The sequence below is a fragment of the Candidatus Binatia bacterium genome (assembly GCA_029248525.1).
Taxonomy (GTDB): domain Bacteria; phylum Desulfobacterota; class Binatia; order UBA12015; family UBA12015; genus UBA12015.
This window is the reverse complement of the sequence record JAQWJE010000041.1, coordinates 1-21,921: the sequence shown is the minus strand read 5'-3', so window position 1 is coordinate 21,921 and position 21,921 is coordinate 1. Positions and strand designations below refer to the sequence as shown.

20 protein-coding genes are annotated in these 21,921 nt (G+C 60.0%); 13 read left to right on the top strand and 7 right to left on the bottom strand.

Translation table 11 applies throughout. The annotated features are described in order from the left end of the window. Positions 1-34 precede the first annotated feature (34 nt). Positions 35-598, bottom strand: coding sequence for a hypothetical protein (locus tag P8K07_10105; GenBank protein ID MDG1958872.1), 564 nt, complete (start codon positions 596-598; stop codon positions 35-37). Positions 599-647: 49 nt separating this feature from the next. Continuing rightward, complete coding sequence (locus tag P8K07_10100; protein ID MDG1958871.1) at positions 648-4,337, bottom strand: glycosyl hydrolase family 28-related protein; 3,690 nt, start codon at positions 4,335-4,337, stop codon at positions 648-650. Between the two features lie 208 nt (positions 4,338-4,545). On the opposite strand from P8K07_10100, the gene P8K07_10095 reads away from it, so the two are divergent. After that, positions 4,546-4,866, top strand: coding sequence for an FAD-dependent oxidoreductase (locus P8K07_10095; GenBank protein MDG1958870.1), 321 nt, complete (start codon positions 4,546-4,548; stop codon positions 4,864-4,866). 76 nt (positions 4,867-4,942) lie between these two features. Here the strand turns inward: P8K07_10095 and P8K07_10090 are convergent, their stop codons facing one another. Beyond that, entirely contained in the window at positions 4,943-5,590 is a 648-nt protein-coding gene (locus P8K07_10090) for a CocE/NonD family hydrolase C-terminal non-catalytic domain-containing protein (GenBank protein ID MDG1958869.1), read from the bottom strand. Positions 5,591-6,088: 498 nt separating this feature from the next. Between P8K07_10090 and P8K07_10085 the strand changes: the two genes are divergently transcribed. From P8K07_10085 to P8K07_10065, 5 genes are all read left to right on the top strand, one after another. Beyond that, complete coding sequence (locus tag P8K07_10085; GenBank protein MDG1958868.1) at positions 6,089-6,499, top strand: DoxX family membrane protein; 411 nt, start codon at positions 6,089-6,091, stop codon at positions 6,497-6,499. Between the two features lie 422 nt (positions 6,500-6,921). Continuing rightward, on the top strand, positions 6,922-7,446 hold the full coding sequence (locus P8K07_10080) for a gamma carbonic anhydrase family protein (protein MDG1958867.1): 525 nt from the start codon (positions 6,922-6,924) through the stop codon (positions 7,444-7,446). A 2-nt stretch (positions 7,447-7,448) separates the two neighbouring features. Further along, positions 7,449-7,571, top strand: coding sequence for a hypothetical protein (locus tag P8K07_10075; GenBank protein MDG1958866.1), 123 nt, complete (start codon positions 7,449-7,451; stop codon positions 7,569-7,571). Next, complete coding sequence (locus P8K07_10070) at positions 7,559-9,289, top strand: amidohydrolase (GenBank protein MDG1958865.1); 1,731 nt, start codon at positions 7,559-7,561, stop codon at positions 9,287-9,289. The genes P8K07_10075 and P8K07_10070 overlap by 13 nt, the downstream gene beginning before the upstream one ends. A gap of 262 nt (positions 9,290-9,551) precedes the next feature. Next, positions 9,552-10,139 (top strand): hypothetical protein, encoded by a 588-nt coding sequence (locus P8K07_10065; protein MDG1958864.1) that lies wholly within the window; start codon positions 9,552-9,554, stop codon positions 10,137-10,139. Between the two features lie 127 nt (positions 10,140-10,266). Here the strand turns inward: P8K07_10065 and P8K07_10060 are convergent, their stop codons facing one another. Together P8K07_10060 and P8K07_10055 are read right to left on the bottom strand one after the other, a co-directional pair. Further along, complete coding sequence (locus tag P8K07_10060) at positions 10,267-11,511, bottom strand: amidohydrolase family protein (GenBank protein MDG1958863.1); 1,245 nt, start codon at positions 11,509-11,511, stop codon at positions 10,267-10,269. Positions 11,512-12,308: 797 nt separating this feature from the next. Next, positions 12,309-12,935, bottom strand: a complete 627-nt coding sequence (locus tag P8K07_10055; GenBank protein MDG1958862.1) for a helix-turn-helix domain containing protein — start codon at positions 12,933-12,935, stop codon at positions 12,309-12,311. Between the two features lie 77 nt (positions 12,936-13,012). Between P8K07_10055 and P8K07_10050 the strand changes: the two genes are divergently transcribed. The 4 genes from P8K07_10050 (at position 13,013) to P8K07_10035 (ending at position 16,731) form a co-directional block, all read left to right on the top strand. Then, positions 13,013-14,722 (top strand): hypothetical protein, encoded by a 1,710-nt coding sequence (locus P8K07_10050; GenBank protein ID MDG1958861.1) that lies wholly within the window; start codon positions 13,013-13,015, stop codon positions 14,720-14,722. 735 nt (positions 14,723-15,457) lie between these two features. Next, the gene (locus tag P8K07_10045; GenBank protein ID MDG1958860.1) at positions 15,458-15,739 is read left to right on the top strand and encodes a hypothetical protein; all 282 of its coding nucleotides are present in this window, start codon (positions 15,458-15,460) and stop codon (positions 15,737-15,739) included. A 135-nt stretch (positions 15,740-15,874) separates the two neighbouring features. Then, on the top strand, positions 15,875-16,366 hold the full coding sequence (locus P8K07_10040) for a hypothetical protein (protein ID MDG1958859.1): 492 nt from the start codon (positions 15,875-15,877) through the stop codon (positions 16,364-16,366). Next, positions 16,345-16,731, top strand: a complete 387-nt coding sequence (locus P8K07_10035) for a hypothetical protein (protein MDG1958858.1) — start codon at positions 16,345-16,347, stop codon at positions 16,729-16,731. Before P8K07_10040 ends, P8K07_10035 begins: the two co-directional genes overlap by 22 nt. 115 nt (positions 16,732-16,846) lie before the next feature. Here P8K07_10035 and P8K07_10030 read toward each other — a convergent pair whose 3' ends face one another. Then, on the bottom strand, positions 16,847-17,722 hold the full coding sequence (locus tag P8K07_10030) for an SDR family NAD(P)-dependent oxidoreductase (protein ID MDG1958857.1): 876 nt from the start codon (positions 17,720-17,722) through the stop codon (positions 16,847-16,849). 245 nt (positions 17,723-17,967) lie between these two features. On the opposite strand from P8K07_10030, the gene P8K07_10025 reads away from it, so the two are divergent. Further along, entirely contained in the window at positions 17,968-18,414 is a 447-nt protein-coding gene (locus tag P8K07_10025) for a nuclear transport factor 2 family protein (GenBank protein ID MDG1958856.1), read from the top strand. A 145-nt stretch (positions 18,415-18,559) separates the two neighbouring features. Here P8K07_10025 and P8K07_10020 read toward each other — a convergent pair whose 3' ends face one another. Further along, the gene (locus tag P8K07_10020; GenBank protein ID MDG1958855.1) at positions 18,560-18,970 is read right to left on the bottom strand and encodes an MAPEG family protein; all 411 of its coding nucleotides are present in this window, start codon (positions 18,968-18,970) and stop codon (positions 18,560-18,562) included. Positions 18,971-19,180: 210 nt separating this feature from the next. Between P8K07_10020 and P8K07_10015 the strand changes: the two genes are divergently transcribed. Continuing rightward, entirely contained in the window at positions 19,181-20,614 is a 1,434-nt protein-coding gene (locus P8K07_10015) for a TldD/PmbA family protein (protein ID MDG1958854.1), read from the top strand. Then, the coding region (locus P8K07_10010; protein ID MDG1958853.1) for a metallopeptidase TldD-related protein at positions 20,614-21,921 on the top strand (1,308 nt) is incomplete at its 3' end. The genes P8K07_10015 and P8K07_10010, both read left to right, overlap by 1 nt.

Below are 21,921 nucleotides of genomic sequence, written 5' to 3'. Positions count from 1 at the left end.
GTTGCGAGAGGAGTGCGACCCCTCAAGTTGGTGCTCAGTCGGCTCTGCACCGCAGAAACCCACCGCTTCGTTGCGCCGTGCATTCGGCAACGCTCAGGGTGTCGTCCCTCGTTGCGTTGGTCTGGGTTATCGTAACGGTTGCCGGACCGGCAAGACTGTCGCTCCCTGTGATGCTTCCGTCCAGGCGTCGGGCACGAAGGTCAATCCGGAAAACATTGGGAGTATTCCGGTATCTACGTGCCTGGAACTTGTAGCGGCCGGCATCGCCGGGCAGGTCGGCCTTGCATCGCGCTCCCGGGTGGGAGGCCAGCCGTGTGCATCCGGAAATCGTCGCCGTGAAGGAGAACCCAGTACCTGCGTCGACCTCGATCGTCACAGTGCCAGCAACGAGATTATCGATGAGTTCGCCATCTGTCGAATTGTCATTCAGCATGCCCGTCAGGTTGAGCAGACCGTCGCGCCTTGACTGCTCCGGTCCCTGAAATAGCCGAGCGTCCAGCTTGGAGATTGTGAGCCCGGACTGGGCCCAAGCCTTGTCGCCAAGGGGCAGCGAAAGACTCAGGGAAAAAATTAGTACTCCTGCAAATAAAAACTTCATGGTTGACTTCCTAGGTTTCTGATCGAATGGGTTCATGGAAATTATCTGATTATTCAGCAGGAACTCGGCAAGAGATTCGAGTATTCGTTTTGTTGGGACGGCATACTGTGCTGATAGATCCGGTTCGGTCGACTCTGTAGAAAGAGGTTTTCCCGAAAGCGATTCGGAGAGGCAAGTCGATCGCTTCTGTGCCGGTTTGGGCTTCAGCGATTCGCTTCAGGCTGGTCGTCACGTCGTAGGTATTCGGCACGAACTCGAGCGCTTTGAAGGTGGCTTTACCGCCCGCCCAGGCACATTTGTAAATGGGCTTGTTGGGGTTTCTCCCGGTTGACTCGCAGCCCGACAGTACTTCGCTCACCGAGAACGAGCCATCCTGATCTGTGATCGTCACGGCAATCGTATCGGCCAACAAATCGACGATGAAATCCCCTTCTGTGGCGTCATCGAGCACAAGACCCTTGACGCGAGCCTTGCCGGTTGATTTCCCGGGTTTCGAAGTCGAGACTCGGACGCTGCTAACGGCGAAACCATTGGGTGCGACACAGAGGCCGCTTTCACAAAGACATTCGTCGTTGACGCAGGGGAGGGGGGAAACCGGGGCCTCCCGGTTGGGCGCGTCTTCGATGTAGGGATCAGTGTAGCAAGAGAGGCCGTCATCAAAGAACACATCGGTTCCGCAGGCATCGTCGGCAACGCCACTGCAAACCTCATCATTGTCGCACTCACCGATCGCCTCTCGGCACTCCGTGTTGACTGGCTCAATGATGTCGCTTGGGCAAGCCGTGTCAGCAGATCCGACGCAGTATTCGTCGGGATCACAGACGGAACCTCCGTTCGGGTTCCCCGACCCTGAGTTGCAGACCACGCTGGGGCCCGAGAAGGTATCAACAGCGCACGCTTGGTCCGGCACGCCCGGGCAGAGTTCGTCCGGGTCGCAGATGAAACCGGAGCCGTTGGGATCGCCCCCGCCCGCATTGCAGACTACCGTATCGCCCGAGAACCCATCCACTGGGCATGCTTCGCCAGCAATACCCGAACAGACCTCATCGGGATCGCAAATAAACCCGGATCCGTTGGGGTCACCGCTACCCGCGTTACAGACAGTTCCTGCGCTCGAAACAGTGTCGGCGGGACACGCGCCGGAGTTACCGTTGCATACCTCATCAGGATCGCAGGTGAACCCGGATGAATTGGGATCGCCTGACCCGCCACGACAAACGTAACCGGACGCCTGATAGGCATCGACACAGGTATCCGCAGTGCCGAGGCAACGATCGTCGGGATCCAGGTCGCAGGCATCTCCTTGCGAGGCCCCGGTGCACGGCGTGGTGTTCGGTTGGAACGCGTCGCTGGGACACGCGCCCGCACTGCCTGTGCATTCCTCTGCGACGTCACACTGACCGGTCGCAGCACGACAAGTGACGCTGGATGCCTGAAAAGCATCGACGCAGGTGTTGGCCACACCGGAACAGAGGTCGCTGGCATCGTTATCGCAGACGTCGCCCTGAGAGGAACCCGTGCAGGTAGTCGTGTTCGGCTCGAAGCTGTCGGCACAAACGTCGCTGGCACCCGAGCAATAATCTGCGACATCGCACTGCCCGGCATCATTGCGGCAGAGTGTAGCGGCCGGCTCGAAGGTGCAGGAGGCTTCACAGCAACTCCCGAAGGTCCCGTTGGTGCCATCACCATCATCGCATTGCTCGAAGGTCGGGTTGACCGTTCCGTCGCCGCAGCATCCGGTGTTCTGCCAAGTGCAGTTCCCGACACAGTTCATCGGTCCCGCCCAGGCACTCGCGTCTGCTTCGGACTGGAACCACCGCTGTGATCCGTCACCGTCGTCTTCGACCATCCAGTCAAGGCCGCTGTTGCAGGTGAACGCCTGAAGGTCGACGAAGGTGCTGGCACCATTCGTGTTGTCGATCCAGAGGGGCACATCGACGTTCGTGAAACTGAGCTCCCCGGGCGCCGCACTCAGAGTGATCGTCGTTCCGGCCTCTGCCAGGACGTGAATTCCCGTGGGAACGTCGGCAATGGCAACGTTCTCATAAGTGACGGCCTGTAGTTTGTCGGTTTCGTGGAAGTTGTAGGGCATGTAGAGGTACTGCCCATAATCAGCCGCTCCTCCAGCCAACGTCACGTTTCGAAGGGTGTAGGTATTATGGTCCTGAAACGAGACGAGATAGTATGAGCTCGCTCCGGTAGAGGCCGTCGCGTTCTCGAGCAGGAAGTCGGTGGAGGCGACAAGTCGGTATCCGTTGGCAGTTCCTCCGTTGTAACCGGCGTTGCTTCGGTCGCAGTGGACATTCCGCGCGATCGAGTTGGTCGTGTAATTGAACTCGAAGCAGGAGTGCGAGGTCCCGGAAATGGTGACGTCCTCTACCAACAAATTATCGATCGGAGACCCTGTGCCGGAGGCCGCTGTCTGGAGACCTCTTGCGTATTCCTGCCCGGTACCCGAATCGAGGTTGACCTGCGCATCGATGTACAGGCCGCTCAGGACGACATCGTCCGTAGCATCGATAAAGATCACTCCGTTGCTAGCTTGCCCGCCGCAACTGGCGGGGGCAAATACTGTATTCGATGCGGGATCAGTGCCATCACCTGCTCCTGCGACCGTCAATTCCTTGTCGATACTCATCGCGTAGAGTTGTGGGCCGTGGCAGATGCCACTCCCATTGGTGTAGGTGCCTGCCGCAATGTTGATGGTATCGCCGTCTGTCGCTGCGTCGATCGCGTCCTGAATATAGAGCCCCTCGACCACCTCGAAGTCCTCGTTGATCATGTCCTGAATCACGATTTCCGAGAAGGAGCCCAGGGAGACAAGGTATTGAGCGACCAGCCCCGCGATCGCTCCGGGAGTTGCCAGGTGGCTTACCAGCCCGTCGCCTGTCCGGCTGGAATCGATGCGATGACTGAATGTCGCAGGTACGGTCACATCCGCTAGCGCTGCCGGATCTGTGGAGATTGATCCGGACCAAGTTCCACCACTCACGAGTGCGCCGTCCTGAACCGCAATGGCGCCTGCTCCCGCCGAGAGTGCCAGCGTTCCCGTGAAGACGATCCCTGCGGGCGCCTCCAGCGCGGGCCATTGGAAGGCCGTGTTGGCAGGAAACACGGCGACATCACCCCATGCGTTGCTACTGGTCGTCAAATCGCTGACCGTTATGTCGATAGAGCTGCTGATAGAAAGACCAAAGCCACTGGTCGCGCCGGTGGATGAGATGTTGTTGAGGAGGCCTCCCGATACGCCGTTCAAGTCGATGCCGCTCCGTTGGCCGCCCTGAACAACAAGGTCGTCGAGGGTCACATTTTCACAAATTCGTGCCCCGGTTACGTTGTTGCTGGAGCCGACCTTGACCGGATACTGCTGGTTTGAGGCCGCGTCGCCCTGAATTGTAAAGCCGCTGAATTGTACGTTGTCCGCGGTGATATAAATGCCCCAGGCATTGTAGTTACCGACGTCGATCGTCGTCGAGTCGCTTCCCGCTCCCAGAAGAGTCACTTCCTTGTCGACCCGGATTGTCGTAGTCGGGACGTAGGTGCCGGCAGCCACGTCGATCGAGTCTCCGTCGCTGGCAGCATCGATCGCTTCCTGAATCGTGGCATAGTCGCCGGGGACAGCGATGTTCGCGCCCACCGCCTTGCCCGGGGTCGCCCCAATCAAAGCTATGGAAACAGTGAAGAAAATCACGAGCCACGATCGGCATCGAGTAGCGAAAACGACATGTTGTTGGATCATTTCGGGACAGGCTCCTGTTGATTCGACAGTCGCTAGGTCCAGAGCGAATCTATCGGTAAAGCTCTAGTTAAGGTGCTGGTGCAAAGCATAGCTGTTGCACAGTGGCTTGATTATTTGCAAGAGCCAAAGCGTCGTTTTTCGGCGTTTTTAATCGGAGTGTTTCACCGAGTGAGACAACCGACCCGTTCGATTGCGATCCCGGTTGGCGGTGCCTGGTTTCCGCACCCGGGTAACCACAGAGGCAGGAGACCGCTTGGAGTGTCGGCACTTGATCCTCTCCGAGGGGGAAAAGCCTCGGCTGGCCCAGACGATCGGCCTCGTGAAAAACGCGGATGGGGCGATTCCCGTCGATGAAAACAGCCGCAGCGATATCCCTGACGTCTATGTCGTGGGCCGCTCGACCCGCCCCGGCCGGAGTCAGGCCATCATCAGCGCGGGCGACGGTGCGGCCGCTGCAATCGATATCCTGTCGAGGATCGCCGGTAAGGCCGTCTGTGACTGGGACTCACCCCCCTCCGACGGGGACTGAGGCCGCAGGGTCTCTGCCTCCACCGGTAGCGCGATGCTCCAAGAGCATCGCGCCCTCCGAATTCAGATTACGGTCTCTACCCCGGTGAGTTGCTGGTTGCTACGTACGGCCTGCATGGCTGCCCCCGCAGTATGCCGCACAATGGAAGCCCTTCGGGCACATCGAGGAACCCCGCGGGCAACACGGCCAGGACGATCGCCGACGCATGCCCGCCGCCTCGGGCGACGCGGTAGGTCGCGCCGCCGGGGCCCGGATCGGGGTTGTCAAAGAACCACAGCGGCAGATCGCGGCCCGGCGTGTTGATCTGCACCCGAAGTCTGGAGCCGGCCCGGAGCGGGTGGGCTACGTCAAAGATGGGCACATGCACGAGAGTGAGCTCGTTGGACAAAGGTTCGTAGTCGTCTTCGCCAAAAAAGAGTCGGGTGAGGAACCGACCTGAGCGATCTTCGTCAATTTTGCGGTAGCCAGCGAGTTGTACGCCGGTCTGGATACGGACCTCATTTCCATCCGGGGTGACTTCGCTGAGCACGATCTCGATCGGCGCATCGTCTGCGCTGGTCTGGATCCATAGGTCCGCATAGCCTGGTCCTGCGAGCACGACTTCCTCGTCGAGTGGTGGCGTGAGATAGGAGAGGCCGAGCCCGTCGGGCGTGTAGGACCAGTCGAGATCAAGATCGGGTGCTGGTGCGGTGAACGACCCGCCACCGGTGCGAGAGTAACGAATAGGACCTGCTTCAGGGTCAAAATCGAACGAGTCGGCGGCTTCGCTCGCCGGTAGCTCGGTCGAGCGTTCCGGGGCTCCGGCCTCTCCGACATGGCCGGATCAGGGCCCGCCACGCCATAATCGGCAACGACGACCCTGCCTGAACGTTCAGTTGCCGCCGGAGGATTGTCGGATCGGAGGCGGCGGCTCTGGCTGTTCTGGATCGGCGCGCGGCCGATCTTGAGCCCCTGGCCCCGAGCCGTGCCCTCGGTGCAGCCGGCAGAGGCATCGTCGTTGTTCCAGAACTTGCCCGCCTGAAAGCTTGCATATCCCTGCCGCGCGAGTTGCCCAGGAAGGGTACCTTCCGTCTGTTTAGGGATCCTGCGAGAAAGCAGTCAGGAAGAGATTGCATCCGAACCGCAGGGAACCTACTGTCGTCTGCGAGCAGAAGATACGGATGAACCGTGATTCCGGGACGTCCTCCAAACTCTCAATGCCCATGCAATCGGAGGTGCGACCATGATCGATGAATCCCGACTTCCCATCAACTCGTCCATTGGTATCGTCGGACGAATCTTGTTCACGCTGATTTTTTTCATTTCGGGCGTGACTCATTTTACGGATATCGAGTCCTATACTTCACTCATGCACGAGTCGATTCCCTATCGAACCTTCTGGGTTCTGATCTCCGGGATTGTCGAATTGGCAGGCGCTGTAATGATTCTTTTCAACCGCAGCGCTCGATTTGGTGGCTGGCTGCTCGTGATTTTTCTCGTTCCCGTGACCTTCGCTGTGCACGGCTTCGAGATGGTGACGACCGATAGCGCTCAAATGCAGGCGGTCCAGACATCCTTCTTTCTCAAGGGGTTGGCGATGACCGGTGCCGCGCTTTTGATCAGCCAGCTCGGCGTCCAGCAGGACCGCCCGTAAGCCTGCGGGCGTCTTTGGTCCAGAATCATCGTCAATTTCAGGTTGGGCAGTAGACGCCTTGCCAGGTGCAGGGAGGAGGCCCTCGATGATGGAGCCATCGCTACTGCGAAAGACTTCATCATTCGGATGCTTGAGTCCGGCTATACGCCGTTGCGCAAGGAGAAGAACAGCAACTCGCCGGACAGTTCTTCAGCACTCTGGCCGAGTATCCGCCGAGCCAGAGCCCCGGCTCGTTCAATCTGGAGATGATTCAGGAGACGATTGAGAACGCGGCAAGTGGCGGGTGATTACCCGACTGATCTTGGCCGCATTGATTGATAGACCAACGCGGTCTGGGGTGTCACAGTGGCCAGACTGGCGATGCTCGTCCATCTCGCCTGCGAAGCGGGTCTGAATTGATAACGGTACTGGGGGGAAGCACAATGAAGTACAGCCTTGATGGAACCAAAGTTACCCTTGAGGGAGGGGGCCATTTTATTGCTCCGAATGCCGCCGTCATCGGCAACGTGATCCTGAAGGACAGGGCTAGCGTGTGGTTCAGCTGTGTATTGCGAGGCGACTCCGAGCGCATCGAGGTCGGAGCCGGCAGCAATATTCAGGACGGCACCGTGATGCACGCAGACCCCGGTTTTCCGATGGTGGTTGGCGAAAACGTCACGGTCGGCCATAACGCCATGCTGCACGGATGCACCATCGGCGACGACACGCTCATTGGCATCGGCGCGGTTGTCCTGAACGGCGCCAAGGTCGGAAAAGGCTGCCTTGTCGGCGCGGGTGCTCTGGTCACCGAGGGCATGGAAGTGCCCGACGGTGCGATGGTTTTAGGTGCTCCGGCCAGGGTCAAGCGCGAGCTGGATGAAGCTGCGCAAGCCGCGCTGCGTATGAGTGCCGAACACTACGTGACCAACGGCGCCCGCTTTGTGCAGGGGCTGGAGCCGCAGGATTGAACATGGCCCCTCGTTCGAGCCTATTTGTCACGGAGGCGGTCGAACGCCGGCTCGGCAAGGGGCGCGTTGTCGGCGCCGAGCCGGATTGGGCAGAAGCAGGCGAGTGGCTGGCATGCGTTCGTTGAAAGTGTGGCTCTGGGTGGCGGGGCTTGGCGTATTTCTCATCGCCTCGGCTCTCCTGCTCGCGGGGGAGCAGGTCGGCGCCGATCGAATCTTTCGGGCGAAGAAGATCCTGACGATGGACCCGGACCGTCCCGTTGCGACCGCGGTTGCCGTGGAGTCCGGTCGAATCACGGCAGTCGGCTCGCTCGAAGAGGTCCGGGCGGCTCTCGGGAACCGTACCCTCGAGATCGATGACCGCTTTTCGAACGAGGTTCTTGTGCCGGGATTCATCGACCCGCACCTTCACCCGACTCTTGCCGCGACGATCCTGTCGCTCGATATCGTCTCGGCGATGGAGTGGTCGACGCCGACGGGTCGGACCGAGGCGGTTCGTGGGCGCGATGCTTTTCTCGCGCGACTCCGAGGGCTGGACGAGGCTCGGGACGACCAGGACTGGCTGCTGGTCTGGGGCTACCACAAGCCGTATCACGGCGAGCTTTCTCGCGCGGATCTCGATGGAATCTCGACCTCGCGTCCGATCTTCGTCTGGCAACGATCCGTCCACGAGATGTTCTTCAACACGCGAGCACTGGAGGAGTTGGGCCTCAGCCGCGAGGTCGTCGATGCGCACCCGCAGGCCGACTGGGAAACCGGGCATCTCTGGGAGCAGGGTGCACTCACCCTCGGCCGGCCGATGACGCAAATCCTCGCCTCGCCACGACGCTACCTGAACGGGCTCTCGAAGATGACCGAAGTTCTCCACCGCGGCGGGCTCACGACGGTCGGTGAGCAGGGCTTTCCGCAGGTGAACAGCTTGGCCGAGTGGTTCTCTCTGCGGTTCGAGATGTGGTGGTCTGACGCGCCTTACCGCTTCGTCCTCGTTCCGAACGCGATGTTTCTCGCGGCCAATGAGGGCGACGCTGCGTCGGCCGAGCGAGCCGCCGAGGCAATGCTCGATTGGTCGTCGGACCGGATTCGTGTGGTGAAGCACGCCAAGTACTACGCCGACGGTGCGATCTTCAGTCAGCTGATGCAGATGACCGAGCCCTATCTCGACGGCCATCACGGCGAGTGGATGATGACACCGCAGGAGCAGGACGCCGTCCTCGATGCTTTCTGGAAGGGCGGGTGGGACCTTCATATTCACGTGAATGGAGATGCGGGTCTTGATCTCGTTCTCGACCAGATCGAGGCGCACCAGCAAGACGACCCGAAGGAGGAGCGTCGAATCGTTCTGGAGCACTACGGCTTTGCTCGCGAGGATCAACATTTGCGGGTCGCGGAGCTCGGAGTTGAGGTCTCGAACAACGCATACTACCTGCATGAGCTTGCTCCGATTTACGCCGAGCATGGACTTGGACCGGAGCGGGCCGCCGAGATCTCGCCGCTGGGCTCCCTCGCTCGAGCGGGCGTGCCTACTTCGTTTCATTCCGACTTCCCGATGGCCCCCGCGGCGCCCTTGCTGCTTGCGTGGGTGGCCGTGAATCGGATCGCCAGCGACGGACGCGTGTGGGGCCCGCACCAGCGGCTGGAGCTCACCGCGGCGCTGCGGGCGATCACCATCGAAGGGGCTCGCAGCCTGGGCCTCGAGGACGAGATCGGATCCATTGAGGTCGGTAAGCGGGCGGACTTCACCGTGCTCGAGGAAGATCCGTATGCGGTTGATCCTGCGAGCCTCCGCGATATCGGAATTTGGGGCACGGTTCTCGACGGTCGACCTCATCCACTGGCGCGCGACTGATTTCCATTCGCCCGATCAAAGAACTCCATCCCCCTGGTCGACTCGAATGCCTCTGGTGGCAACAAGGCAGGAACTCGTGGTGCGTCCACCGCAGACTCAAGCGCGATTCCGATTGACCGATAGAGCGCTGCCTAGGCATAAAGGGGCCTTCATGTCTTCTACTGTCCTTATGCCGTGCCAGAATTCTGGTAGACGAAATGGCCTCCGTGGCTTGTTTTTCGGCCTGCTGCCCGTGTTCATTTCAGCTTGCTTCAACCCCTTGATGGTTGTCGATGGGCGAACGGCCTTGGAGCAGGAACTGACTCGGACCGCGATTCTTCGCGCAGTGGATGAGATCCCCCTCAACAAGGCGATTCTGAGCGGTGCGTGGAAGATCGAAGTTGTGAGCCCGGATGCGGAGGATGCCGACTGGATCAAAAGCCTTCTCCGCCAGCATCTGGTTTCTCACGGAGCGACCATCTCGGTCGACACGACCGCATCGCTGCCCGTCATCCAGGCCGATGTCCGGTTTGCCGGAAGTGACGTCGATAATTTCTACGTGGGTATTCCGCTGCCAGGGGGAGGGGGCAAGGCACTCAGTTTTTTCCAATCCATCACCGAACGGGGGCGGGCGGGCCTCGGGCTCACCCTGTGGAGTGAAGAGGGCAAGCTGTTGGGGCAAAGTCCTCAAGCGAAGGGCACGGCTAACTATACCGACATCTTCCTCCTTACTGTCGTCGGTCCGATCAGCTTTACCGACCTCGAGGATATCCGAACCTCGGGCCGACTCGTCGAGATGGGTGAGGATAAGTGGGTAAAGGTCAGGCAGATCAGAAATTGGGACGACGCACCTGAAGCGATTCAGGACTGAACTTTAGCCGTCTTGGCGGTTTGCGACAGTCTGCCTAGCGGTTCTGCTGTGGGCGGAAAGCGGAGATCGAGGATGCTTCTTGCGGGATGGCGAGAGGAAGTGAATTGCCTAACGCAGCGGTAGCGCCTCAGGCCGCGGTCTGAATCTGTTCAAGCGACGGCCCGACCCGCTTCGCTACGGATTCGAGAAGCTGGCGATCGAAGCCGTAGAGCTCCGCTGCCGTTTCTCCCAGAATCGCTCGCGTCTCCTTTTCCGGGTACTCAGCGAAGGTCGTGCGTAGCGCATCCATGGTATTCGGCCATGTTCCCTCGAGATGCGGATAGTCAGAGCCCCACATGAGTTTGTTCACACCGATGCGATGGCGATCGGCGCCTTCGTGGGGCTCGAGGAAGGATGCGCCTAGATGACATTGACGCTGAAAGTACTCGGTGGGGCGCAGCGAGAGCCCCTGGCTGAAGTGCTGGAAGAAGGGCAGGTCGACCTTCCACTCCATGAGGCGCAAGGTTTCCAGAATCCAGGAGCAGCCCGTTTCGGTAAGCACCAGGTGCAGGTCGGGGTGGCGCTCGAACGCACCCGCCCATAGCATCGCGGTAAACGGGCGGTGCGCCCACATCGCGACTTCGCTGATGTACATCGCGGTGGCCGAGGGAACGTCGCCGTAGTCGGGAGACCATCCCGAATGGGAGTGTACCAGAATACCCTCGTTGGCACAGAGCTCCCACAGCGGTTCGTAGCGTGGGTGGTGGTAGAAGGGGTGTTCGCCGGTGCTGGTCGGCAACAGGACGCCGCCCCACAAACCCATCCTTCGGGCATCGCGAACTTCCTGACAGGTGACCTCGATATCGTCGACGTTGATCAGAGCGACTCCGGCGTGGCGGCCGGGGTTGGCGTTGCAGAGATCGGCCAGCCAACGGTTGTAGGCGCGCACGCCTTCGAGGTTGGCGGCCGGGTCGACCGGGTTGCGGTATTGCAGAAGCCCCGCGCCGAACGGCGCCATCTGGGGGAAAATGATCTCGCCCGCGATGCCGTCGGCTTCGAGTTCTGCGAGACGCGTCGATGTGTCCCATTCACCTCGCCTGGGCGCGAAGGCCGTGTTTTCGTCGGTGAGCATCGCCCAGAGGTCGGCATCTCCGATCTGGTCGGGCAGCTTTGACATCTGGCTCCAACGCGCACCGCCTTCACCGGCCTTGTCGGTGTAGTCGTCGACTGCTTCCTGGTCGAAGAAGGTGCCGGTCCGTACGATCATTTCCCGGATATATTGCAACCACCACTGATCACTGGCCTCGTGGAAACGCTCCGGCATGTACTCCTTGTAGGCTGCCGGAAGGGCACCTGCGTGACAGTCTGCGCTGACGATGACGACGTTGGACATGGAAGACCTTTCAACTCTGAGCCTGCCAAAAACCCGTTTAGGAGCAGGCATAAAATGAATATCTGCAAAATCGCAAAAGGGAAATACCGGGCCGAAACTCGCCATCCTGAGACCCAAAGACGCATCACAAAAACGCTGCTCGCAGAGTCGAAATCACACGCGGAATCACACGCGCAGAAATGGCTTCGAGAACTGGCTGGAAAACCGGCCGTCCTCAGCTTCTCCGAGGCTCTCCTTGAGGTCCTCGAATCCGTTGACAGGCGCGAGATTTCCCGCTCGATCCGGCCGCACGTCCAGCCTCATTGCCTGCCGAGATATAATCCGAATCCGAGCAATGAGATTGCCCGGAAGGTTTACCCCGACGGGCAGAGATTCGACTCGTGTTGCAATGACAGTATATCAGTCGCCAAAAGGCGGGCAGTCGCCCGCAACCGGATTCGCCCCGGATTCTTCCGGCGAAACGAAAGCACGAGTAGATTGTGAAGATGGTGCGCAAAATTGGAAAACTCGGAAACAATCAGAATCAGCTGCTGCGGAAACAAAGTCGTCACGACACCAGCCCACATCAGCCTTCCGGCGACAATCCCGGGGCTACTGGAACACTTCTCTGCGGAGAGCGCGAAGCTCGCGCCCCGCGAACTGTCCGAGGTCCAGCTGGCAATCACGATCCAACTGGAGCATCTGCTCGGAGCCAACTCCCTGCACTTTGACGCGCGGTGCGCGGCGGGGCCGCTGCCGCGTAGCGGCTTAGCTCAAGGCGACGCGCGGCCCTTCCACGGGTCAACTCATCAATAGATTCAGGTGGATGCCGTGGTTCGACCCGCGTTGACCAATATCGACGTTGCCACCGACACCAGCGTCTCGATCACCAACGTGCGCGGCGTAGCGGCCCCCTCGGTCTCTTCACGGCTGCGATCGGCAAGCCGGTGGATTATCAGTTGAGTGACAAGACGGCGCCGCTCCTCCGTCTCGTGTTCGTCGAACCGGTAGTCGCTGATTATCGCTTCGATCTCCGCAGCGATGAGCCGCATCGTCGTGGAGCGGAGGTTCCATGACCCCGCAGACTCGACCAGCCGCTGGCGCTGAATCGCCAGAAACGACCGACCCGATGCCGAATCGAGCCGGCCGGCCAGCGCCCCGATGGCAATGCGCAGCAGCGCCTCGACCGTCACCGAACCGGACCGCCGCAGCTCGATCAGCGCGTCCATCCGAACCTTGTCGAGTGATGCCTCATGGCGATCGAGAATCGCCGCCAGCAGACCGTCCCGCCCACCGAAGTAGTAGTGAATCGCACCGCCATTGTGCTGATCGGCCAGCCGCGTGATCGCGGCCAGCGTCACCTTCTCGATCCCCTTGGCGGCGAACAATTCCTCGGCCGCATCGATCAGCTCCTCGCGGGTATCTCCTCCGGCACCAGTCGCCATGAACACCTCTTTAGGTCAATCACCTAGAAATTTAGGTGGGTTGACTAATCCTACCACCGCAGCTAAAATATGTAAATATGCGAAACAGTCGACTCTCAATCCCGATCGTACTCTTCAGTCTGGTGCTGACCGCAGCGGGGGCGGCGGCGTTGGAGCCGGCTGCGCGCTGCCAGGTCGATCGGCACAAGGCGCTGGGCTGGGCGGCGAAGTGCGAGGCCGCCGTCGTCTTCAGGGCCATGAGGAGGTTCTTGCCCCCGGATGCCGACCGGCTCCAGCGGTGCGAGGACCGGTTCGTCACGAAGTTCGCCAACATCGAAAACCGGGCGAATGGAGCGTGCCGCCCTGCTCTGGGCGATGCGACAGCGGTCTTGGACGCGTGGCGGGCGTGCGTCCAACCTGTGGCGTCGAGCCTCGGTGGCCCGATGGGGGTGGGCAACGACACGGACCGGTGTCAGAGCACGAAGATCAAGGAAGCAGGCAGGTACGCGGATTGCCGTTTCACGGCGCAGTCGAAGGCGCATAGGAAGGGCGTGACGCCTGACTTCAGTCGCTGCGACGATAAGCTCGAGGCCGAGTTCGCCAAGCTCGAGCTCAGGGGGCCCTGCGCCACTATGGGGGATGCGGCGACCGTACGTGACGATCTCACTGAATGTGTCCAGGCCGCTTCCGGCGAGGTTGCCGACCTGACCGTCGCCCGCACCACCGATCAGATCACACTTGTCGAATCCAGAACACTCAATCGGGATGGTCACTCCTTTGAGCTCAACTTCTATCGCAACGAAGCCTACACGTGTGGCCTGTCTGGAAACTACACCTTTATGGTCGTGGAGCCGGCGAACAATCCCGGTGCTGAGAGGCCCCTATGGGCATACTTACACGGCGGCGGATATGGTTGGTTCGATGAGGACCAAATTTACCAAACAGTGAAGACCCTAACCATGAACACCTGGAACCACGAGGAAACGTTCGACGACTTCATCGACAAACACTTACTCTACAATACTGTCCGCCCAGATGGCGAAGTGATGAGCTCGACGCTCACGCGACGGATACAGGAAGGGTACCGGGTGCTGTTTCCCGCCTTGTGTGACCACGACAACTATAGCGGCAGAGGCGCCACCTACCCGAACAATCCGAACCCGAATGGCGGGGTGAGGCAGGTAAACGGCCTGCAAGCCACCATGGCAGCGGTGGACTATACCGTCGCCCAATACCCGAGCACTCAGGTTTTTGCGCACGGGACCAGTGCAGGCTCACTTGGCGTATGGGCCATGTCTCAGGCCTATATCGAAGAAGGCGTCTACCTCACAGCCGTTGTGGCGGACTCCTGGACCTTTGTGCCGCCACGTGTCTTCGATATGTTCGACATCTTTGTCGGACAAGAGGGCTATGTTTTCAATGGTGGTGATCTTCGTACCGATGGCATGGACAAAATTGGTTTTCCCTATGAGGAACTCGGCATTCACCCGATAGCAAAGATCAATGGTGGGTTCACCGCGGTGCCCCACATGTTCATCATCGGTGAGAAGGATCCTGGTTGCGCGGGCTACCGCGGAGGCATACTGCCGACAATCCCCGAGGCGGAAGCAGCTGGATTAAGTAACTGCGGTTGGATGTATGATGAGTTGGTTCAGGCGATTGATAATCAACCCAACAGCCCTCATATATTTGATCTCTCTCCCACCGGCGATCACGTTGAGACGAACAGAAACAACCCTGTCAACGATAGAGTGGATACCTTCCTGAACGGCATTTGGGCGACCAATCCGCCGCACGTATTTCCGTAGGGCAATGGCGGCGGCCCGCTCCCGGCTCTGCCCGCGGTGAACCGGACGACCGCCGAGATCGAGTTGACCGAGGAACACACGCAGGAGTTCGCGGGCAACCCCGCACCTCCCTTTGGCGGCTGAGTCGGGAGAGGATCCTCTCTCCGTATCTGGACCATCCGCGATTAACCCCGTTCAACCGGTGTCTATGGGGCGCGTGTGTGGCAAGTGGGTGCTTGGACCAAATCAACAGCAGGTCCAAAGCTGATATTCCTTGTAGGCTGCCGGAAGGGCACCCGCGTGACAGTCCGCACTGACGATGATGACATTGGACATGTGGACACTCCTCTAGATCCCGAGCTTGCCAAAACTCAACAGGGGCAGGCAATAAAATGAATCTCTATAAAATTGCAAAAGGGAAATAGATGTCGAGACGCGCCATCCGGACTCTGGAAAACGCGTGGCTCGGATCATCTAGGCAGACTCGAAATCACACGCGATCGGTAGAAGCGTGAACTGTGGGGCAAGCCCCCAGTCCCGAGACCTGCGGCCTGAAGCCGCTTTTGATCGACCTGCCGGAAAAGAAAGTTCTCATCGGAATCCATTCGAGCCCCGGTATTCGGGGGAAAGATCGAGGTTTGACCAATCCACAAGGGGTCAGGCAAGAATAATTCCCACTTAGTGTGGTCTGATTTCCCTGATCTTCTCCTGCGGGTGATGCCGCGGGCCTCGCCTTCGTGCCCAAGGGGCTTTTCGATGTCCGGTTTCCGTTTTGTCTTTCTATCCCTTTTGCCAGTCCTGCTTGTCGCGTTGCCTGCCGACGCTCTCGAACTATGCGTGAAAGTCGACAAGAACGGCGCTCCGAAAGATGGTGCGCCGATTCGACTGCGAGCGGCCTGCAAGCAGAAGAAAAGTGGTGATCCGATCGAGGTCTCTATCGGGACGACCACTCAGCTCTCCCTGGGAGCGGCTCTGGAGAAATACCTCTCGGTCGATACGACGGAAAATATTGTTCGTTTCGAGGGAGCCAATGTCTAGATTCGCAGTGGACAGGGCTCCTCGGAGGGACAAGGCGACCGGTACGCTCCCACGGTCAATGGCCTCGGCAACCTGATCATCGGATACGATGAACCGGATGAACATTACCTGGACAAAACTGGATCCCACAATTTGGTGATCGGTCCCTATCATTCCTATACAAGCGCGGGTGCCCTGCTTGCGGGGGTGGGAAATGTCGCCAGCGGCCCGTGGGTGGCTCTTGCGGGCGGCGAAGATAATGAGGCCCATGAGTTTGCCAGCGCCGTTGTTGGCGGCGTGTACAATGACGCTTTGGAAGAGGTTTCCGTGGTTGTCGGGGGGTGGCGAAATGAGGCCTCGGGAACTGGCGCGGTGGTCGTCAGTGGTGAGGAAAATGTCGCCAGCGGTGAACAGTCCGTGGCCGGTGGGGGCAAAGGCAATGTTGCCGAGGGCCCCGGGGCGGTGGCAACGGGCGGCCGTGATAACCGGGTGACAGGTATTTGGTCGGCGGTCAGCGGTGGCTACCGGAATACGGCCGGCGGTCGTTTTCGTCCATCAGTGGGGGGAGCGACAATGAGACGTCCGCCGACTCTTCGTCCGTCAGCGGTGGGCGCTATAACAAGGCATTGGCGAACGCTGCATCGGTGAGTGGCGGTGATTTCAACTCGGCCACGGGCGAGATGTCCTGGGTTGGCTCCGGCGACGGTAACACGGCATCCGCGACGAAATCTTCGGTGAGCGGTGGCTCGAACAACCAGGCGGATGCGATGTGGGCGACGGTCGGTGGTGGCCGCAATAACGTCGCGAGCGGTCACTATTCGGTGGTCAGTGGTGGGTGGGGCAACCAGGCGATTGGCCGCGATTCGGCCGTGAGCGGTGGCGAGGACGGCGTGGCCACAGGAATTGTTTCGTCAATCAGCGGCGGTTCGATCAACAGGGCCGAGGGAAGGGCTTCGACGGTGAGCGGCGGTTCGGGAAACACGGCGACCGGCGACAACGATCATCTCCCCTAGGCCGAGTCACGCGTCCGGCGTGGACATCCTCTCGGAATTTTCATATCAGGCTCCATCTCAGCGACTTTCGGCCGCAAGCTCGTGGCTGGTTGGCGTCATCCCGCTGGAATGATTCTCAGTCAAGCCCCATATGTTGCAATTCGATCGGGCACTCGCCGCGCGCGAGCTTGGCCGCACGATCGTTCAGTTGAGCTTCCATCGACTCGCGATCGATCATGATCACGAAGTCTCCGTTGCGGATTCCCTTGAGCGCAAACTGGGCCAGTTCGTCGAGGTCCTGCACCGGGAGATCGAAGCCGGCCTTCTTTGCGCCTTCCATGAACTCATCGAAGGTGGTCTCGCGCTCTTTGCCCGCCGGCTTGAGGCGCGCCAGCTCCGCCGGACGGTTGCGCATCGTGGTCCAGATTCCTGTGGGCAGCATCCCACCGGATGGGTAGAAGATGGCCGCGCGCAAATTGGTCTCGCGCCCCTTTAGTTGTGCGGCGAGACACTCCGTCATGATCGAAACCGCAGCTTTGCTCGAAGCATAGACAACCTGTTGGGCAAGCGGCGAGATGCCGCCGTCCCCGGAGGAGGTGTTGAGCACCAGCCCCTCTTCGCCCGATTTGATCATGCGCGGCACGAAGGCCTGCACGCCGTGGGCGACTCCGCCCACGTTGACCCCGTGCACCCAGGTGAAATCGCTGGGTTCCGTCTCCCAGAGATCGAGGTTGGGTGCGGCCACGCCGGCATTATTGCAGAGGAGGTGGCACGCGCCGTGGGCAGCGAATACCTGATCGGCCAGAGCGTTTACGGACTCGGGTTTGGAAACGTCGGTTACCACCCCCATGACCTCGCCGCCCAGCTCTGCTTGTGCTGCCTCGAGCGCCGGCGCTTCCACGTCGGCGATCACGACCTTCATTCCTTCGCCCAGAAACGCCTTGGCCAACGCCTTTCCAATACCGCTGGCCCCACCCGTGACGACGGCAACCCGTCCCTTTAAATCTTTCATCGCTGTATCCCCTTGTGGTTTGACGTCCACGCCGAGCCGCTTGTCCGGCGCGTAACAACATCTGACGTCTTATCGCATCCGAGCGTGGGCGCCAGCGGTTTGCGGCGGGCGGGAAGCAGTGTGGCAGGTTATCGGTTGCCGGGTTCTGTTTGATGAAGAAAGGGCCGTCGAGAGAAACAGGGAATTGCTGTTTCCCGCCGTCGGATCGACTTCCCATGGGGTTGACGGTCTGGCATATCGGGGCAATGAAAAAACTGATGACTTTGGCGATGGCGACTATCTTGATGGCGGGCATGCTTATCTTGCCGACGGGTTGTGGTTCGTCGAGTGGCGAAAATCGGGATATTCAGGAGTTGGGCGAGCGTCTGGTGGTCGAGTATTACGAAGGTCTCGACCTTGGGGATAGCGCGGTGCTGGCAGCGAAGTTTGCGAGCAGTTTCCAGTCTGTGATTTCTACGGGCCCCAGTTCTCGCGAGGCAGTCCTTGCGACGATTGATGCCGAAACCTTTGGCGACTTTGCGCTTTCGGATTTCACAACGACGCGGGCTGGATCCACGTTGACGGTTTCGTATCGCGGGACGATCGCGGTGGACGGTGTGGCCTATGCCCCAACTTGGCGGGTTAACGTCTTTAAGGAAATTGATGGCGATTGGCTTGGGATCGCTTTTGCCGATGCCGGCGAAGCTCCTTAGGCCCTGTTGGACCTTCGACAACTTCGGAGGATGACGCAGGAAGTTTACGTTTCCGGGTTTCCTGAATACCTGCCTTGGTCCTCGTAAACTTCCGGCAGGCGTCCTGCCCCCTGTGTGGCCGTGTTCTTGTTTCCGCAGACCGTGTCTATGCTGTGACAGACCAGGCGCTCAGCAGTTCTCCTGCGATTGCGAACAGGCCGCCGAGACTCACGCCAAAAGCGATTGCCCGAATATACGGAATCCCGGCAATGTAGATGACGGCGTGTGCGACTCGCGCCCAGAAGAACTGTTGGGCACCGATCTCGGTGACTTCGTTTGAGACACCCGCGAGTCCCGCCACGAGCACCAGCGCCGCGAAGGCAGGTAGATTCGCCAGCAGGTTCAGATGAGCCCGCTCGGCGCGTTTGCCCCATTCGGGCAAGGCCTCGCCGCCAAGCTCACGGTTCCCGAGACCGTATACAAATCCCTGAGTTGTGATCACAGCGATCAGTGGGGGGAAGGCGAGGAGAATCGACAGCAGCGCCGTAAGGACAAGCATTCCGAGTTCCGTGGTCATTGTGCCACCCTAGCTAGTTGCAAAATCATCGCAAAATTGAGGTTCCGATCTGGCGGGCTCCGTGCCTGGCACGCTGACTGCTTTCCCGGCTCGACTGCGGCCGGGAAGGGGAGTGTGGGCGAGGTTGCAAGAGGCCAAGTAACCTGACGCTATTCTATGGTATCTTGAAGCGGATTTGGTTATTTTTGAAAGCCGCACAAATGGATTCGTATGTTTGATGATGTAGCGAAGATTTTTCGCGATGAGATGCCCCGGGTTGATTTTTGTTCACTTCGGGTCAGCCGCGAGCGCTCCCAAACGGTTTGGACACGTCAAGGAGTTCTGCAGCCGGTTGGCAATGATGATGATTTCGGCGCGATGGTGGTGGTGCACCATGGGGGTGGTGCCGGTTATGGGGCCACCCCGGACTTGAGCCGCAGTGGTATTCGGGCGGCGATCAGCCGTGCGAAGCAGTGGGCCGCCCGGACGGCGGATATCGGGGTGACCGATTTCTCGGCCGTCCCCATGCCGCATCCGAGGGGCAGTTTCGAATCGGATAACGAGGTGCCGTGGCAGACCATGAGCCTTGGCGACAAGATCGACCTGCTTGGCGATCTGGCCGGGCGTCTCAAGGTAGATGACCGCATCGTCGATTGGGAGTCTGCCTTGTGGTGGACCCAGGCGGAGAGCCTCTACGTCACGAACGGCGGAGGCGAGGTGGCGCAGACGCAACATATTCTGGTTCCCCATCTGCAGGTAGCGGCCAACGACGGCACCGATACCGTGATCCGGAGTCTGGGTGGTCGAGGCTTTGCCCGTCAGGCGGGCCTTGAGTTGCTCTCGGATCTTCAGCTGGAAGCCGCAGCGGACCGAATTTCGCAGGAGGCCTTGGCCCTTTTGGCAGCACCCCACTGTCCATCCGAGACCACGGAATTGGTGCTCGCACCCGATCAGATGATGCTGCAGATCCATGAATCCATCGGTCATCCACTGGAGCTCGATCGCATTCTGGGTGACGAGCGCAATTATGCCGGAACGAGCTTCGTGACTCTCGATATGTTCGGGTCGTACCAATATGGCAGCGAGTTGCTGAACGTCACTTATGCACCGACGGTACAAGGTCAGCTCGCCTCGTACGCCTTCGACGACGACGGGGTCAACGCGGAGCGGCAGTACATCATCCGCGAAGGCAAGCTCGAGCGTCCTTTGGGCAGCGTCCTGTCCCAGCATCGCGCCGGGGTGCAGGGTGTCGCGAACTCTCGAGCCAATGGTTGGAACCGACCGGCCATCGACCGCATGGCGAACCTCAATGTCGAACCGGGAGAGGGAGACCTGGACTCCCTTCTCGGGGGCATCGAGCGCGGCGTTTATATGGAGACCAATATTTCGTGGTCGATCGATGATAGCCGAAACAAATTTCAGTTCGGCTGTGAGTATGGCCGCCTGATTGAGAACGGGGAACTCACCGATGTCGTGAAGAAGCCGAACTACCGCGGCGTCTCGGCGAGCTTCTGGAGAAACCTGACTGGCGTTGGCGGCATGGAAACGCGTGACGTGCTTGGGACCCCATACTGCGGCAAGGGTGAGCCCAACCAGGTGATTCGGGTCGGGCATGCCTCGCCGGTCTGTCGATTTTCCAACGTTGAGGTGTTCGGAGGCGCGTGATGCAGAGGGCATTTCATACGTTGGCCGACGAGTTGACCGCGTGTCTGCGGGGCGATGAAGTGCTGCTCTGTTCGCTGTCGGCGGAACGCTCTGATTTCGTGCGCCTCAATGATTGCCGCGTGCGGCAAGCGGGCTCGGTGCAGCAAGGTTCGCTCGGTATCGAGTTGATAGATAAGTCCCGGCACGTCAGCGCGTCGTACGTGCTCTCCGGCGACGGCGAGGTCGACCGGGCCCGGGGGGCTGCATTGATCGGTGAATTGCGCGAGCAGCTTCCGTATCTGCCCGAGGACCCGCATTTGATATACAACCGCGAGGTCCGATCGACGGAAATGCGGGCTGAGTCGGATCTACCCACCTCGACCGACGCCATCCATGAGATCATCCGTGCGGGCGAGGGCCTGGACCTCGTAGGCATCTGGGCTGCGGGTGATGTGATGAGCGGCTTCGCGAATTCGCTGGGGCAGCGTAACTGGTTTGAGTCCCGGAGCTTTCACTTTGATTGGAGCGTGTACCAATCTGGGGACAAGGCGACGAAATGTGGATATGCCGGCGCCCGCTGGTCCACCGAGGAGCTTCAACGGCGGATGGAGCAGGCGCGGGCCGAGGTGGAAGCGCTCTCTCGAGCGCCCCGGACCATTGCGCGGGGAGAGTACCGTGTGTACCTCGCACCCGCGGCTCTTTGTGAGATCACGGATCTGATGTCCTGGGATGGATTTGGCCTCAAGGCGCAGCGCAGCAAGATCAGTCCGTTGATGAAGGCAGTTGCGGGAGAGGCTTCTCTCGACCCGAGGGTATCCCTCTACGAACACTCCGCGGCAGGACGCAGCCCGGCCTTTGACTCAAAAGGCTTCATTAAACCGCCGAAGGTGAGCTTGGTGGAGGGCGGCGCGTATCGTGATTCGCTCGTGTCTGCACGCAGCGCAGCCGAGTATGGTGTGGAGACGACCGGGGCAAACGGCGGAGAGTCGCCTACATGCCTTGAGATGAACGGTGGCACACTGGCCGCGTCCGAGATCCTCAAGGAGCTGGGAACCGGATTGTGGATCAACAACCTCTGGTATCTGAACTACAGCGACCGGCCTGCCTGTCGCATGACCGGAATGACGAGATTCGCCACGCTATGGGTCGAAAATGGTGAAATCGTGGCGCCGGTAAACGTGATGCGATTTGACGACTCGGTCTTTCGGATCCTGGGGGAGGGCCTGGTGGACCTCTCCGCCGAGCCGGAGCTGATGCTGAGCGCCCGAACCTATGGGCAGCGCGACACCGGGTCTTCATGCTTGCCCGGCGCTCTGGTCGACGGTTTC

What these genes read in the sequence shown, in the direction of transcription:
- P8K07_10105 (MDG1958872.1), bottom strand. Translation starts at nt 598, where the DNA reads ATGAAGTTTTTATTTGCAGGAGTACTAATTTTTTCCCTGAGTCTTTCG.
- P8K07_10100 (MDG1958871.1), bottom strand. Translation starts at nt 4,337, where the DNA reads ATGATCCAACAACATGTCGTTTTCGCTACTCGATGCCGATCGTGGCTC.
- P8K07_10085 (MDG1958868.1), top strand. Translation starts at nt 6,089, where the DNA reads ATGATCGATGAATCCCGACTTCCCATCAACTCGTCCATTGGTATCGTC.
- P8K07_10080 (MDG1958867.1), top strand. Translation starts at nt 6,922, where the DNA reads ATGAAGTACAGCCTTGATGGAACCAAAGTTACCCTTGAGGGAGGGGGC.
- P8K07_10075 (MDG1958866.1), top strand. Translation starts at nt 7,449, where the DNA reads ATGGCCCCTCGTTCGAGCCTATTTGTCACGGAGGCGGTCGAACGCCGG.
- P8K07_10070 (MDG1958865.1), top strand. Translation starts at nt 7,559, where the DNA reads ATGCGTTCGTTGAAAGTGTGGCTCTGGGTGGCGGGGCTTGGCGTATTT.
- P8K07_10065 (MDG1958864.1), top strand. Translation starts at nt 9,552, where the DNA reads ATGGTTGTCGATGGGCGAACGGCCTTGGAGCAGGAACTGACTCGGACC.
- P8K07_10060 (MDG1958863.1), bottom strand. Translation starts at nt 11,511, where the DNA reads ATGTCCAACGTCGTCATCGTCAGCGCAGACTGTCACGCAGGTGCCCTT.
- P8K07_10055 (MDG1958862.1), bottom strand. Translation starts at nt 12,935, where the DNA reads ATGGCGACTGGTGCCGGAGGAGATACCCGCGAGGAGCTGATCGATGCG.
- P8K07_10050 (MDG1958861.1), top strand. Translation starts at nt 13,013, where the DNA reads ATGCGAAACAGTCGACTCTCAATCCCGATCGTACTCTTCAGTCTGGTG.
- P8K07_10045 (MDG1958860.1), top strand. Translation starts at nt 15,458, where the DNA reads ATGTCCGGTTTCCGTTTTGTCTTTCTATCCCTTTTGCCAGTCCTGCTT.
- P8K07_10030 (MDG1958857.1), bottom strand. Translation starts at nt 17,722, where the DNA reads ATGAAAGATTTAAAGGGACGGGTTGCCGTCGTCACGGGTGGGGCCAGC.
- P8K07_10025 (MDG1958856.1), top strand. Translation starts at nt 17,968, where the DNA reads ATGAAAAAACTGATGACTTTGGCGATGGCGACTATCTTGATGGCGGGC.
- P8K07_10020 (MDG1958855.1), bottom strand. Translation starts at nt 18,970, where the DNA reads ATGACCACGGAACTCGGAATGCTTGTCCTTACGGCGCTGCTGTCGATT.
- P8K07_10015 (MDG1958854.1), top strand. Translation starts at nt 19,181, where the DNA reads ATGTTTGATGATGTAGCGAAGATTTTTCGCGATGAGATGCCCCGGGTT.